Source organism: Stenotrophomonas sp. STEN033 (assembly GCF_056856655.1).
Window position 1 is genome coordinate 1 of sequence record NZ_JBXFWM010000140.1, and the last position, 256, is coordinate 256.

Consider the following 256-nt stretch of genomic DNA (forward strand, 5'->3'; position numbering starts at 1 on the left):
GCGCCCACCGCTACAAGGCCCCGGCCACCGTTCGACGGGCTTGGCTCGAGGCAGATAATATCCACCCCGGACTCACTGGCTAATTGGCTACAAGATCCGTACGCAGGTCAAGACATCTTCATCGCCTGTGTCGACGGCCTGAAGGGCTTCCCTGAGGCTATCGAGGCAGTGTTTCCGTACACCACGGTGCAACTATGCATCGTGCATATGGTCAGGCACAGCTTGAACTATGTGTCGTGGAAGCGGCGACTAGAAG

Annotated in this window: 1 pseudogene; it reads left to right on the forward strand. The window is 57.8% G+C overall.

The annotated features are described in order from the left end of the window. Positions 1-108: 108 nt before the first annotated feature. A pseudogene (locus AC1VXC_RS21120) lies at positions 109-256 on the forward strand (transposase); the annotation flags it as partial.